Genomic DNA, 12,557 nt, shown 5'->3' with positions numbered 1-12,557 from the left:
TGCTCGCTCGTTCGCTGGGGCCCCTCGCCGTGCTGCGTCAGTCGCAGCCGACCCGGCGCATCCGGATGCCGGCGTCTTTCTCGGCCCACGCCACGCCGAGCTCGCTCCCCGAGAACGCGACCGCCGGGTAGCGCGCGTTTTTGCCCGAGACGCGCAGCGTGGCTCCGTCACGCGCGAGATCCGGGCCGAAAACCGAGAGGAAGATCGAGGGCGGACCGCCCTGGAACTGGTAGTAGGTGACGGCCGTGCGCTCGCCCAAGACGGTCACGATGGGCCAGTTCGCGCTGCCCTCCGCGTCCTCGACGCGCACCTCGCCCTGCTTCGCGCCGCTTGCTGCCGCGCGCACAAGATAGATGCGCTCCGCTCCCTCGCGCGTGTCCTCCCACGCGACGAGCGACGCGCCGCTCGCATCGATTGCCACGCTCGGCAGCCGCGCCTCGCCGGCGCCCGTCCGCACCACCGTCCCTGTCACCGAGCTTCCGGGCATCCCTGTTGTCCGCGCGATCGAGAGCTCGGCGCCCGTGCTCCACGCCACGGCAAGCTCGTTGCCTCGGCTCGCGAGCGCCGGGAAACGCGCTCCGGGCAGCGCCGTTGTCGAGCTCATGCCCCCGCTGCTCACGAGCCCGAGCCGCACGCCCGGCGTCTCCATCCACGCCACGGCGAGTCCGCCCGACATCGGCGCCGTCGCGGCACGTGCTTCCGTTGCGTCGCTCGTGCCGAGCTGAATGGGCTGCCCGGTCGGCGTCCCGTCCGCGCCGAGCGCGAGCGCCTGGATGACGAGCCCGGACGGACCCACGTCCTCCCACGCGATCATCGGCCCGCTGCTCGTCGCCTGCAGCGAAGGGACAGCGTGCGAGCCTGCGAGCGTGGCCACGACGTGCGCGGGCGACACACTGCCGTCCGTGCCGATCCGCGCCACCCGCACCTCATCCGTCCCACCCGTGAGCGTCTGCCACGCGACGAGGTAGCTCCCGTTCGCCCACAGGATCGAGGGTGTCGTCCCGTCCTCCTGGCTCACGACCACCGTTTCGCCGAGCGGCGCGCACGCCGCCTCTTCGCCGCCCGGTCCTGCATCGGTCGTCGCCGGCGGCTCGGGCGGCTTCGCCCCGGACGGCTCCGGCACCTCGTCGCTCCCGCAGCCAAGGGCCCCGAGCGCCGCTCCGAGCCCCAACAAAAACATCAAGGACATCCGAACCATAACTATCCCCCCTGATCACGCGCCGGCTGTCCAGGGCGCCGCGAGGCGCGTGCGTCGTCAAACGCCCGCATCCCTCGCTCGGACCTCCGGCCAAGATTCGTTCGAGTATGCGGTGTTACTCATTCTCGGCCACGCCGTACGCTGGCAACGAACTCGTCCGTTTACACACCACAAATGTGCGTGAATGTGTTTGTTGGACCACAATCGATCGCATGCAGCATCAAGTGCGCGGCGGGGAGCGCTTGCGGTGGATCGGGGCGCTTTGGCTCGTGGGGGTCCTCGGGGTTGGGGAGGCGCGCGCGGAGTCTGCGCGGGGAGCGGCGCCTGCGGCGGCAAACCCGACGACGGTGGCGGTCCCGATCCCGGGATCCAATCTCGTGCGAGGGCGCGCGAAGGTGATCGTCGCCGCGCCGATCGACGCCGTGCGCGCGCGGGTGCTCGCGTTCGGCGACTACGCGCGGTTCATGCCGCATTACAGCCGCTCCAAGATCCTCGGTCGCACGAAGAGCGGCGATCGCGAGATCTACATGGAGGTCACAGCGCTGCACGGAGCCGTGCGCTTCTGGGCGCGGATGGCCGTTCGCAAATTCGTGGCCACGGCGGGGGGCGTCGAGACCTACGACGTCTCGATGCTCGAGGGCAACGTGAAGGACTTCCACGCGGTGTGGCGTCTGCGCGCGATCGACGAAGCGCACACCGAGCTCGAGCTCGAGGTCTTCCTCTTGCCGCGTCTGCCGCTGCCCACAAGCTTGCTCAACACGGAGAACCTAAAGGGCGCGAGCCAGGGCGTCCACGCGATGCGATCGTTCGTGGAGGGAAAACGCTGAACGCTTGGAGGCGCTGCGCTGGGGCGTTGCCCCAGGCCCCACCAGGGGTTGTCCACCCCTGGACCCGGACCAGCGCAAGCGCTGGACTCGGGGTCGATGAACTGCGCGATGCGCAGTTCATCGAACGGGCCCCTGCCAGCCAAGACAGCAGCGCTGACATCTCAACCGGCAACGGGCCTGTGGGAAGAACTGCGCATCGCGCAGTTCTTCCCCAAATGGTCCAGGGCTTGCCCTGGTTCGGGTCGAGGGGCGAACAGCCCCCGCGGGGCCCGGGGCAGCGCCCCGGCGCGGCGGTTGTGATGGGGGTGAGGGACTCGTCCTGCTACGGACAACCGGCCGGCGTCGTGCCCTCGTAGGCTGTGATCACGCAGCCCTCGAGCGCTGAGACGAGGTCCTGGCAGGTCGTCTTCGACGCGTAGAACTCCAGGCATCCGTCGACGCTGCCCTTGTCGTACTGCAGGCACTCGGCGCTGAACTCCGCGCGCAAAAAGCCCGGGCACGTGCGTGATGAGCCCACGCATCCGAGCGTGCCCATCCGCTTGCTGTGGGCGTCGACGAGCGTGTTGCATGCGTCGGCCTCGGTCGTGCGTTCGCCGCTCGCCGGCGGGCGGAACTTCCCGTCGTTGGGCAGGGGCGTCAGATCCAGATCGTCCCCGCCGCACGCGGCGAGCAGCATCGAGAGGACGATCGCGACGCGGAGCTCTCGCATGCGGCCTACTCTTTCTCTTCGAGGAGAGCGAGCGCGAGCGAGCCGAGCACGTCGCGCGCCGAGGAGACCTTTCGCGGCGGGAGCTTCGCCAGCGAGCGCCGCACGATGGCCTCCACCGTACCGATCTTCAGACCGTCGAGCTCGCGCCCGCGCGCCGTCAATTCGAAGAGCGCGCGACGCGCGTCGTCCGGATCGGGCTTGCGGCCGATGATGCTGCGCGACTCGAGACGCTTCAGGATCCCCGTGAGCGTGCTCGGGTGGATGTGCAGCACGCTCGCGAGCTCGCCTGCGGAGATCCCCGGGAAGCGCCCCACGATCCGGATCACGAGGCGTTGCGGCCCCGTGACGCCGAGCGACGCCTCCATGCGCTTCGACATCGACTGCAGGGCGTGATCAACGGCCCAGAGCAGGCGCATGAAATCCAGGACCTCGCCGAGCTTCTCGGACTTGTCCGCCTTCTGCTTCTTCTTTTCGCTCTTTTCGCTGGGTGCTGCGCTCATGACCGAGCCGATTCCCTTTCCGCCGAGCGAGCCACGCTAGCCCACCTCGCCCCGTCGATCGAGATCGTCGAAGGGTGCACCGCGCTGAGACCGCGCGGCGGCGCCAGACGACCCGTCGGAACGAAACGCGTCGAGGTTCCCCACGGACGATCGTTTTTTGCTCCGACGGTTTTTCTTTTGAGCGGCAACGACAGCTAGGCCATCCTCCCCTGGTGCGACTCGAGGACCTTGCCGTCATCGGAAATTGCCAATATTCCGCGCTGATAGACCGCATGGGGTCGATCGTGTGGTGTTGCCTGCCGCGCTTCGACGCCGAACCGGTTTTCTCCTCGCTGCTCGACGAGCAGGGCGGGGGGGTCTTCACGGTGGGCCCGGCGGGTGGTGAGCCGGGGGTACAGCGATACCTTCCGAACACAAACATCCTCGAGACGACCTTCCGGTCGTCCTCTGGCGCCTTCCGGGTGCTCGACTTCGCGCCGCGTTACTTCCAGAACGATCGGTTCTTCCGGCCGACCATGATCGTGCGGATCGTCGAGCCGATCTCGGGCATGCCGCGCGTGCGCGTCCGCTGCGAGCCGCGGCTTGGCTGGGGCAAGGGCGCCCCCGGTCGCCTCGTCGGTTCGAACCACATTCGCTACGAGGGCTTCGCCGCCCCGCTGCGCCTCACGACGGACATCCCGCTCTCGTACGTGACCGACATCCCGTTCGCGCTCACGGGCAGGAAGCACCTCGTGCTCGCGTGGGGGCCGCCGCTCGAGGAGTCGCTCCCCACGGCCTGCGAGCATTTCCTCGGGCAGACGCAGCGCTACTGGGAGCGCTGGGTCATGCACTGCGACATCCCGCCGCTCTTCCAGCAGGAGGTCATCCGCTCGGCGCTCGCGCTCAAGCTGCATTGTTTCGAGGACACGGGCGCGATCGTCGCGGCCATGACGACGAGCATCCCCGAGGCACCGGGCAGCGGCCGCAACTGGGACTATCGTTACTGCTGGCTGCGCGACGCGTACTACGCGCTCGCGGCGTTCCGGCTCCTCGGCCACTTCGAGGAGCGCGAGCAGTTCATCCAGTACCTCTTCAACATCGCCGCCTCCGCCGCGCCTTCGCTCTCGCTCGGCCCGCTCTATCGTGTCGACGGCACGCCCGACCTCGAAGAGTCGAGCCTCGACGCGTGGCCCGGCTACGAGGGGCACGGTCCGGTGCGCGTCGGCAACGCGGCGTCCACGCAGCTCCAGCACGACGTGTTCGGGGAGATGGTCCTCGCGCTCGCGCCCGTCTTCCTCGACGATCGTTTCGTGGCCGAACGATCGACGCACGGGCTCGATCTGCTGGAGCGGCTCGCGCAGAAGGCGATCGAGGTGGCGGGCACGCCGGACGCGGGGATCTGGGAGTTCCGCTCGGACGCGCGCCCGCAGACCTTCTCGAGCCTCATGTGTTTTTGCGCCGCCGATCGCATGGCGCGCGTCGCGGAGCGACACCGGCCCGCGCGGGCGAACCATTACCGCGCCGCGGCCGAGCGCATCCGCGCCGAGATCGTGGAGAGGGCTTGGCGCCCGGATCTGAACTCGTTCGTATCGAGCTACGGCGGCGAGGAGCTCGACGCGGCGCTCCTCCAGATGGCGCCCTTGCGCTTCTTGCCGCCGAACGATCCTCGCCTGCACGGCACGATCGACGCGATCCGTGATCGCCTCTCGCAGGGCGGCTGGCTCATGCGTTATCGCGGCGACGAGTTCGGCGAGACGAGCGTCGCGTTCATCATCTGCACCTTCTGGCTCTGCGAGGCGCTCGCGGCCGTGGGCCGCAAGGCCGAGGCGCGCGAGGTGCTCGATCGCGCGCGATCCGCGCTCTCGCCGGTCGGCTTGCTCTCGGAGGATTACGAGACCCGCAATCTGCGGATGTGGGGTAATTTCCCCCAAGCCTACTCCCACGTGGGCCTCATCCACGCGGCGTTCGCGTCCTCCCCGCCGTGGTCCGACATCCTCTAAGAAGAAGTCTCCTCCTCGCCCTCCTGTTCGGCGCGTTCCTGCCTTCGATCGCCTTCGGCGCGGAGGGGAGCGCGCATGCCGATCCGATCGGCGCCGTCGTCCTCTACCTCGCGGTGATCCTCGCCGCGGCCAAGCTCGGAGGGGATCTCGCGGTTCGGATCGGGCAGCCGGCCGTGCTCGGCGAGCTCGTCTTCGGCGTCTTGCTCGGCAACCTCGGGCTGCTCGGGTTTTCGGGGTTCGAGCCGATCAAGACGGACGCGAGCATCGACATGCTCTCGCGGCTCGGCGTGCTCGTGCTCCTCTTCGAGGTCGGGCTCGAATCGACGGTCGCGCAGATGCTCGAGGTGGGCGTCACGAGCTTCTTCGTGGCCACGCTCGGCGTCGTTGCGCCCTTCGCGCTCGGCTGGCTTTTCGGCGCGTGGATCCTGCCCGGCGCGAGTCCGTACGTGCACGCCTTCCTCGGCGCCACGCTCACCGCGACGAGCGTCGGCATCACCGCGCGCGTGCTGCAGGATCTGAAAGAATCGCAGAGCCCGGAGGCGCGCATCATCCTCGGCGCGGCCGTCATCGACGACGTGCTCGGGCTCGTGATCCTCGCGGTCGTCACGGGCATCCTCGGCGCGGCCGATCGCGGCGGCTCGATGAGCTACGGCGAGATCGGGATCGTCTTCGGCAAGGCCCTCGTGTTCCTCGTCGGCTCGCTCGTGATCGGCGCGAAGCTCTCGCGGCGCCTCTTCCCCATCGCCTCACGCCTGCGCGCCCGCGGCGTCTTGCTCGCCCTCGGGCTCGCGTTCTGCTTCCTCTTCGCGTGGATCGCGGGCCTCCTCGGCCTCGCCCCGATCGTGGGCGCGTTCGCCGCGGGCCTCGTGCTCGAGGACATGCACTTCCGCGATTTCACCACGCGCGGAGAGTCGACCCTCGAACACCTCCTTCAGCCGATCTCGTCGTTCCTCGTGCCGATCTTCTTCGTGCTCATGGGCATGCGCACGAACCTCGGCGCCTTCGCGCAGCCGGGCGTGCCGCTGCTCGCGGCGGCGCTCACGGTCGCGGCGATCGTCGGCAAGCAGGCGTGCTCGCTCGGTGTGGGCAAGGGGGTCGATCGGCTGAGCATCGGGATCGGCATGATCCCGCGTGGCGAGGTCGGGCTCATCTTCGCGAGCATCGGCCAGTCGCTCACCGTGGGCGGCAAGCCCGTGATCGACGGCGCGGTCTTCTCGGCCGTCGTGGCGATGGTCATCGTCACCACGATGGTCACGCCGCCCGCGCTCAAGTGGAGCCTCTCCCGGCGGGCCGCGAAGGCGCCGAAGCCACCGATCCCCGACGCGCATTGACCTAGCGGTGCGGTGCTCGTAACAACGATCTGTGGACGCGCTGCGCACCGACCTCTACCAGTTGACGATGGCCGCGGGGTACTTCCACCGCGGCATGCAAGACAGGCGTGCGACGTGCGAGATGTTCGTGCGCCGCTTGCCGCGCAGGCGTCGATACCTCCTCGCCATGGGGATCGAGCGGCTGCTCGGTTACCTCGAGAACCTCTCCTTCACCGAGGACGAGATCCGCTACCTGCGGGATCTCCCGGCGCTGCGCGATGCGATGACGGAGCCGTTCGTCGAGTACCTCCGGCGCTTCCGGTTCCGCGGCGACGTCTCGGCCGTCCGTGAGGGCACGGTGGTGTTCGCGAACGAGCCGCTCGTGCGGATCTCGGCGCCGATCATCGAGGCGCAGATCGTCGAGACGTTCCTGCTCTCGGTGGTGAACCACGCGACGATGATCGGGTCCAAGGCGGCGCGCGTGGTGCGCGCGGCGGGCAGCGCGGGTGTGATCGAGTTCGGCACGCGGCGCACGCACCCGGAGGCGGCCATCGACGCGGCACTCAGCGCGTACGCCGCGGGGTTCGTGGGCACGTCGAACGTGGAGGCGGGCAAGCGCTTCGGCATCCCCGTCATGGGCACGGCCGCGCACATCTGGACGATGGCGCACGCGACGGAGGAGGAGGCGTTCGAGAACTACGTCGCGACGTTCCCGAACGCGTCGATCCTGCTCATCGACACGTACGACACGCTTCGCGGAGCCGAGCGCGCGGCGCGCATCGCCAAGGACAAGCTGAAGGGCGTGCGGCTCGACTCGGGCGATCTGCTCGCGCTCTCGCGCGCGGTGCGTCCCATCCTCGACGCGGCCGGGTGTACGTCGGCGAAGATCGTCGCGTCGGGGGATCTCAACGAATACAAGATCGAAGCGCTGCGCCGCGCGGGCGCGCCGATCGATCTGTACGGCGTGGGCACGGATCTCGTGGCGAGCATCGACTCGCCCGCGCTCGGCGGCGTCTACAAGCTCGTCGAGATCGAACAGGACGGGAAGGTCATCCCGATCTGCAAGTTCTCCGAGGGCAAGGCCACGTTCCCCGGGCCGCACCAGGTCTACCGCTTCGTCGACGGCGCGGGCGTGCTCGCGCGTGACGTGATCGCGCTCGCGGACGAGGATCCGCGCAGGCTTGGTGAAGGCCAGCCCGAGGCGCTGCTCGTGCCGCGCATGAAGAACGGAGCGCGCACCGAGCCGGCCGAGGGGCTCGACGTGGTGCGTGCGCGGGTCGCGCGGGAGCTAGCGCGTTTGCCGGAGGCGCTCCACGTGCTCGACGAGGCGCCGCCGCCCACGGAGCGCACGGACGAGCCGTATCGTGCCGTGCCTTCCACGCGTCTGCTCGAGCTCGTGGAAGATGTACGCGCCCGGGTCGTGGGGGCCGCGACGTAGGAGGGAAGGATCATGCGGACGATCTTCGTCGACGTGGATGTGCAGAACGATTTCTGCGAGCCGAGCGGCTCACTTTACGTGAAGGGATCGCCGACCGACGCGATGCGCAAGCTCGTCGCGTACGCGGTCGCCCATCACATCCCGATCCTCGGATCGGTCGACTCGCACGCCTGGGATGCGTGGGAGTTCGCCTCCACCAGCGGCACGGGTCCGAACGGGGAGAAGCCGAACTTCCCGGATCATTGCGTGAAGGGCACGCCGGGCTGGCTGAAGGTCGACGGCACGCTGCCGCCGCACTTCCGGTTCGTGCCGAACGTCGCAGACGCGCCGATCGCGCCGATCGTGGACGAGGTCGTCCGCGGCGACACGCAGGGCGTGTACTTCGAGAAGGAGGTCTACAGCCTCTTCGTGAATCCGCTCGCGGATCCATTCGTGAAGGCGCTCGCCGCTCGGTACGACGAGCCGCTCTCGTTCGTCGTCTTCGGCGTGGCCACGGACTACTGCGTGCGCGCCGCGGCGCTCGGGCTCGCGGAGCGTGGATATGCGACGACGCTGGTGACCGATGCGAGCGCGGGCATCACGCCGGATGGCGTCGCGCGAGCACTCGACGAAATGACGAACGCCGGCGTGAAACTCGCCACGTCGTCCCAGGTGATGCGGTGAGCGACAAGGAGTACCCGAAGCCGAGCTTGACGGCGGACGTCGTCACGTTCTCGCTCGATGACGAAGGTCGCGTCTCCGTGCTGCTCATCCAGCGCGGCAAGGATCCATTCGCAGGGCGATGGGCCATCCCCGGCGGATTCTGCGAGCCCTCGGAGACGGTGCGCGAGAGCGCAGCGCGCGAGCTTTTGGAGGAGACGGGCATTCAAGATTTGCCTATGGTCGAACTCGGCGTGTTCTCGCGGCCGGGCCGTGATCCACGCGGCTGGGTCGTGAGCGTCGCGCACGTCGCGATTCTCCCCGCCGACCGGCGCGGCGAGGCGAAGGGCGGCGACGACGCGCGCGCGGCGAAGTTCTTCTCGATCGGTCTGGACGAGCGAGGTCGTGTGAAGCTCACGGCCGACGGCGAGGAGGCAGGCCCGCTCGCATTCGATCACGACGAGATGCTGGCGCGGGCAATCGCGCGGCTCGAGGCAAGCTCGGACATGCTGGGGCCGATGCTCTTTGGTCAACCCATGTCGGGAGAAGAGGCGCAGCGAGCGGTCGAGACCGCGCTCTCGCGAGGATGAAATGCCCTTCGTATTTTTCGGCCTGACGGGCGGAATCGCGTGCGGCAAGAGCACGGTCGCAGCACGCTTCCGCGAGCAAGGCGTGCAGGTGATCGACGCGGACGTGGTGGCGCGTCAGGCCGTCGCACCGGGGACGAGCGGGCTCACAGAAATCGTAAAGCTCTTCGGCGAAGGCGTGCTTCGGGCCGATGGCACGCTCGATCGAGGCAAGCTCGGAGTGATCGTGTTCGGCGACGAGGAGAAGCGCCGCGCGCTGAACCGGATCCTGCACCCGCGCATCGGGGCGCGGACGATGATGCTCGCGCAAGAGCTCGCGGAGCGCGGCGAGCCCCTCGCATGTTACGAAGCGACGCTGCTCGTGGAAAACGGCATGCAAGACGCATTTCGCCCACTCGTCGTGGTGACCGCACCCGAAGAGCTGCAAGTCAAGCGCACGATGGAGCGCGACGGAGTCGACGAGAAGGCCGCCCGCGCGCGAATCCGCGCGCAAATGCCAGTCGCAGAGAAGGTGAAGGTCGCCGACTACGTCATCGACACGAGCGGCACGATGGAGGAAACACTCCAGCGCGCCGACGAGGTGCTCACCGCGATCCGCGCAAAGGCAGCCGAGAGCTGAGAGGAGCGTCGCGCCGCGCCGCGCCGGGGTTTCACCCCGGACCCCGACCAGGGGTTGTCCACCCCTGGACCCGGACCAGCGCAAGCGCTGGACTCGGGGTCGATGAACTGCGCGATGCGCAGTTCATCGAACAGCCAGTGGCAAGACAGGCGACGACCTTGCCAGCCAAGGCAGCGACGCTGACGGCTCGATGGGCAACGCCCGTCGCCGCGTGAGACGACCCTCGTGGTCTTGCCACCGGCCTGCTGGAAAAACTGCGCGGAGCGCAGTTTTTCCACCTGAGGTCCAGGGCTTGCCCTGGTCCGGGTCGAGGGGCGGACAGCCCCCGCGGGGTCCGGGGCAGCGCCCCGGCGCGGCGCTCGCCTATGCGCGCTTTGCGCGGAGCGTGGCTTCGTCGCGGGCCCAGGTGACGCGGATGAAGGCGGTTGCGTTGCCGCCTCGATCGGGGTGCGTTTCGAGTGCGAGGCGCCGGAAGGCGCGACGGATGTCGTCGGGGGAGGCGGACTTTGGCAGGCCGAGGACTTCGAATGGACAGACGTTGGGATCGGCGACGGAGGGGATGAATTTGCGACGTTTCTGTCGTGAATCTTCGGGCGGTGGTTCTTCGCGGCGGGTGCGTTCTTTGGTCTCCACCCAGGGCGGCTGACCTGCTTGCACGCGGATCCAGGCGCGCGCCCAGACTGCTTCGATCTCGCGGAGGGGACGGCCGGCGGCGCGCTCGGCTTGCTTGTGCGCTTCTTCGAGGGTCTTGGCGCCGCCGGAGGAGGCGTCGGGCTTGCGGAAGGGCGTGCGCGTGGGCTCGCCTGTCCACCATGCGCACCAGAGGTAGCGGCGACGCTTGGTGGTGGTGATGGAGACGACGCCGGACATGAGGACTTCGGCGCGAAGGATGGCTGCGAAGCGGCGGGCTGTCACGCGGGAGTGGGGGCCCAGGCGAGCTCGTTGACGCCGCGTCTTCGCGAAGCCCACGCTTTCCCTCGTGCCGTCTTCGATCTACCGACCTGGACCTCCGCTCGGCGCGTTCGTCGACTGCTTGTGGCATTACGACGGCGATCCTGCGCCTGCGGACCGCGAACGCGCTCTTCCCTCTGGCAGTCTTGATCTCATCATCAACCTCGATGCCGACTGCCTCGAGTTCTTCGCGGTGGATGCCGTGACTCCGCTCGGGCCGTTTCCGGGCATCGTGCTCAGCGGCGCTGCCGCCGGCTTCGTCACCATCGGCCCGAAACCACGAACTACCGTCATGGGCGTGCACTTCAGGCCTGGCGGCGCGTTTCCTTTTCTTGGCGTTCCGGCTGGCGATCTCGAAGGCACGCAGGTTCCGCTCGAGGCGCTCTGGGGCCCGAGCGCGCGTGATCTGCGCGAACGACTCGCCGAGGCGGCCACGCCAACACGACGGTTCGCGATCCTCGAGGCTTGCTTGCGCGAGCGCGCGCGGAGACCGCTCCAGCGTCATCCCGCCGTCGCTGAAGCGCTGCGCGCCTTCGAGGACCCGTGGCTCGAGAGCGTGGCGCAAGTCAATGCGCGCACTGGCCTATCGCCGCGTCAGCTCATCGCGCGCTTTCGCGACCAGGTTGGGCTCGCGCCGAAGGCTTACTGGCGCGTGCGACGCTTCCAGGCGGCCCTGCGGCGTCTGGAAAGCGCGCGCGACACGCGCGGAGCCGAGATTGCCGCCGAGCACGGCTACTTCGACCAGGCGCACTACAACCGCGACTTCCGCGCGTTCACCGGCATGAGCCCGCGCGCGTATCTCGCTCGCGAATGCGCACGCCCGAACCACGTGCCCCTGCGCGGCAAAAATATCCAAGATCCCACGGCCTGAGCGCGGCACGGTCCGCGCCATGGACCATCCCGTCGAGACCACCGCTCTGCTCGTCGCCGCCATGCGCGCCGAGGAATCCATCCGCAGCGATCGCCTCTTCGAAGACCCGTTCGCGCACGACCTCGCAGGCGAGGCCGGACGCGCCGCGCTGCGCGACTACCGCGCCGCCAGCGGCGCTTCCATCCCGATCATCGAAGTGCGCACGCGCTACTACGATGAGGCTCTCTTGCGGGCGCAAGATGCAGGCATCACGCAGTTCGTGATCCTCGCTGCCGGCATGGACGCGCGCGCGTATCGTTTGCCCTTCCGCAGTCACGCGCGGCTGTTCGAGCTCGATCAACGCGCGATGATCGAGGCCAAGGCGCGTGGGCTCTCCGCGGCGGAGCCTCGTTGTGAGCGGCATGCGCTCGCCGTGAATCTCGCCGACGACTGGCCCGCCGTGCTCCTCGCTGCGGGCTTCGATCCGAACGCGCCCACGGCCTGGCTCGCCGAAGGGCTCTTGCAGTATCTCGAGGCGAGCGTCGTGCATGGCCTCTTCGAGCGGATCGGTCGCCTCTCGGCCCGAGGCTCGGTCTTGCTCTACGACGTCGTCGGCGAAGCGCTCCTCTCGGTCATGCGCGAGTCCGTGCTCCGCTACATGCGCGAGCTCGGTGCGCCATGGATCTTCGCGACCGACGACCCCGCTTCGCTCGCTGCCGCGCATGGCTTCCAGACCGAGATCACAGACGCGAGCGTGATCGGCAACGCGTGGGGTCGCTGGCCCTTTCCCGCCACGCCGCCGCACGTGCAGGGCGTCCCGCGCGGCTACCTCGTCGAAGCTCGCAAAGGCTGAGGGCTACGGCGGCTTCTTTGGGTGCGCAAAACCGACCGGCCCGAGGCGGCAGTCGCGACCATGGCGATGGGGTAACGACCGGCCCGAGGCGGCAGTC

At 68.8% G+C, this 12,557-nt stretch carries 13 protein-coding genes; 9 read left to right on the top strand and 4 right to left on the bottom strand.

Features of this window, described 5'->3' with window-relative positions; genetic code table 11:
- Positions 1 to 37: 37 nt before the first annotated feature.
- Positions 38 to 1,183, bottom strand: a complete 1,146-nt coding sequence (locus tag KEG57_RS23850; RefSeq protein ID WP_272423205.1) for a hypothetical protein — start codon at positions 1,181 to 1,183, stop codon at positions 38 to 40.
- Between the two features lie 227 nt (positions 1,184 to 1,410).
- On the opposite strand from KEG57_RS23850, the gene KEG57_RS23845 reads away from it, so the two are divergent.
- Positions 1,411 to 2,025, top strand: coding sequence for a type II toxin-antitoxin system RatA family toxin (locus KEG57_RS23845; protein WP_272423203.1), 615 nt, complete (start codon positions 1,411 to 1,413; stop codon positions 2,023 to 2,025).
- Between the two features lie 322 nt (positions 2,026 to 2,347).
- On the opposite strand, the gene KEG57_RS23840 is transcribed toward KEG57_RS23845, so the two are convergent.
- Both KEG57_RS23840 and KEG57_RS23835 read right to left on the bottom strand, forming a co-directional pair.
- Entirely contained in the window at positions 2,348 to 2,734 is a 387-nt protein-coding gene (locus KEG57_RS23840; RefSeq protein ID WP_272458814.1) for a hypothetical protein, read from the bottom strand.
- 5 nt (positions 2,735 to 2,739) lie between these two features.
- Positions 2,740 to 3,234, bottom strand: a complete 495-nt coding sequence (locus tag KEG57_RS23835; protein WP_272423200.1) for a MarR family winged helix-turn-helix transcriptional regulator — start codon at positions 3,232 to 3,234, stop codon at positions 2,740 to 2,742.
- Between the two features lie 212 nt (positions 3,235 to 3,446).
- Here KEG57_RS23835 and KEG57_RS23830 point away from each other — a divergent pair, with 212 nt between their 5' ends.
- From KEG57_RS23830 to coaE, 6 genes are read left to right on the top strand one after another with little or no spacing between them, the layout of a single operon-like run.
- The gene (locus KEG57_RS23830) at positions 3,447 to 5,213 is read left to right on the top strand and encodes a glycoside hydrolase family 15 protein (RefSeq protein ID WP_272423199.1); all 1,767 of its coding nucleotides are present in this window, start codon (positions 3,447 to 3,449) and stop codon (positions 5,211 to 5,213) included.
- A complete protein-coding gene (locus KEG57_RS23825) occupies positions 5,195 to 6,544 on the top strand; it encodes a cation:proton antiporter (RefSeq protein WP_272423198.1) in 1,350 nt (449 codons plus the stop codon). The genes KEG57_RS23830 and KEG57_RS23825 overlap by 19 nt, the downstream gene beginning before the upstream one ends.
- A gap of 31 nt (positions 6,545 to 6,575) precedes the next feature.
- Entirely contained in the window at positions 6,576 to 7,961 is a 1,386-nt protein-coding gene (locus tag KEG57_RS23820) for a nicotinate phosphoribosyltransferase (RefSeq protein ID WP_272423196.1), read from the top strand.
- Between the two features lie 12 nt (positions 7,962 to 7,973).
- The gene (locus KEG57_RS23815) at positions 7,974 to 8,624 is read left to right on the top strand and encodes a cysteine hydrolase family protein (protein WP_272423194.1); all 651 of its coding nucleotides are present in this window, start codon (positions 7,974 to 7,976) and stop codon (positions 8,622 to 8,624) included.
- Positions 8,621 to 9,190 (top strand): NUDIX domain-containing protein, encoded by a 570-nt coding sequence (locus KEG57_RS23810; RefSeq protein WP_272423193.1) that lies wholly within the window; start codon positions 8,621 to 8,623, stop codon positions 9,188 to 9,190. The genes KEG57_RS23815 and KEG57_RS23810 overlap by 4 nt, the downstream gene beginning before the upstream one ends.
- Before the next feature lies 1 nt (position 9,191).
- Entirely contained in the window at positions 9,192 to 9,806 is a 615-nt protein-coding gene (gene coaE / locus KEG57_RS23805) for a dephospho-CoA kinase (RefSeq protein ID WP_272423191.1), read from the top strand.
- A gap of 363 nt (positions 9,807 to 10,169) precedes the next feature.
- On the opposite strand, the gene KEG57_RS23800 is transcribed toward coaE, so the two are convergent.
- On the bottom strand, positions 10,170 to 10,676 hold the full coding sequence (locus KEG57_RS23800) for a J domain-containing protein (RefSeq protein WP_272423189.1): 507 nt from the start codon (positions 10,674 to 10,676) through the stop codon (positions 10,170 to 10,172).
- A gap of 109 nt (positions 10,677 to 10,785) precedes the next feature.
- On the opposite strand from KEG57_RS23800, the gene KEG57_RS23795 reads away from it, so the two are divergent.
- A complete protein-coding gene (locus KEG57_RS23795; RefSeq protein WP_272423187.1) occupies positions 10,786 to 11,628 on the top strand; it encodes a helix-turn-helix domain-containing protein in 843 nt (280 codons plus the stop codon).
- A 19-nt stretch (positions 11,629 to 11,647) separates the two neighbouring features.
- Positions 11,648 to 12,460, top strand: a complete 813-nt coding sequence (locus KEG57_RS23790) for an SAM-dependent methyltransferase (protein WP_272423186.1) — start codon at positions 11,648 to 11,650, stop codon at positions 12,458 to 12,460.
- The last annotated feature ends 97 nt before the right edge of the window (positions 12,461 to 12,557 follow it).

It is taken from the genome of Polyangium jinanense (assembly GCF_028435365.1).
Note: the sequence above shows the minus strand (reverse complement) of the source record. Positions and strands in the feature narration are given on the sequence as shown.